The following is a 280-nucleotide window of genomic DNA, read 5'->3' as shown; positions in this document are numbered from 1 at the left end:
CTGCCGCGTTTTCTCGCTGATTCTGCCCGTCTTGTTAATCACACGCGACACAGTTGTGATCGAGACTCCCGCCGCCCTTGCCACATCGTAAATTGTTGTTTTCATGTTCATCCCTCGTCTGGTTATTGAACTTTCCGGCTGACAATTTTCCGGTATTCAATTGGTGAAATGCCTTCTATCTGCTTAAAGAGTTTTGAAAAGTATGTCGGGTCTTCCATTCCGACCGTTTCCGCAATGACGCCCATTTTATCATTTGTAGAGGATAAAAGGCGCTTTGCTT

General features: G+C 45.7%; 2 protein-coding genes. Both read right to left on the bottom strand.

The genetic code is table 11. From position 1 onward, the window contains the following. On the bottom strand, positions 1–105 hold a 105-nt coding region (locus tag CF394_RS03155), incomplete at its 3' end, for a LacI family DNA-binding transcriptional regulator (protein ID WP_133079791.1). A gap of 17 nt (positions 106–122) precedes the next feature. Beyond that, positions 123–280: AraC family transcriptional regulator (locus CF394_RS03150; protein WP_133079790.1), on the bottom strand; the 158-nt coding region annotated here is incomplete at its 5' end.

Origin of the sequence: Tetzosporium hominis, from assembly GCF_002265435.1 — a bacterium.
In the GTDB taxonomy this organism is placed as follows: Bacteria; Bacillota; Bacilli; order Bacillales_A; family Planococcaceae; genus Chryseomicrobium; species Chryseomicrobium hominis.
Note: the sequence above shows the minus strand (reverse complement) of the source record. Positions and strands in the feature narration are given on the sequence as shown.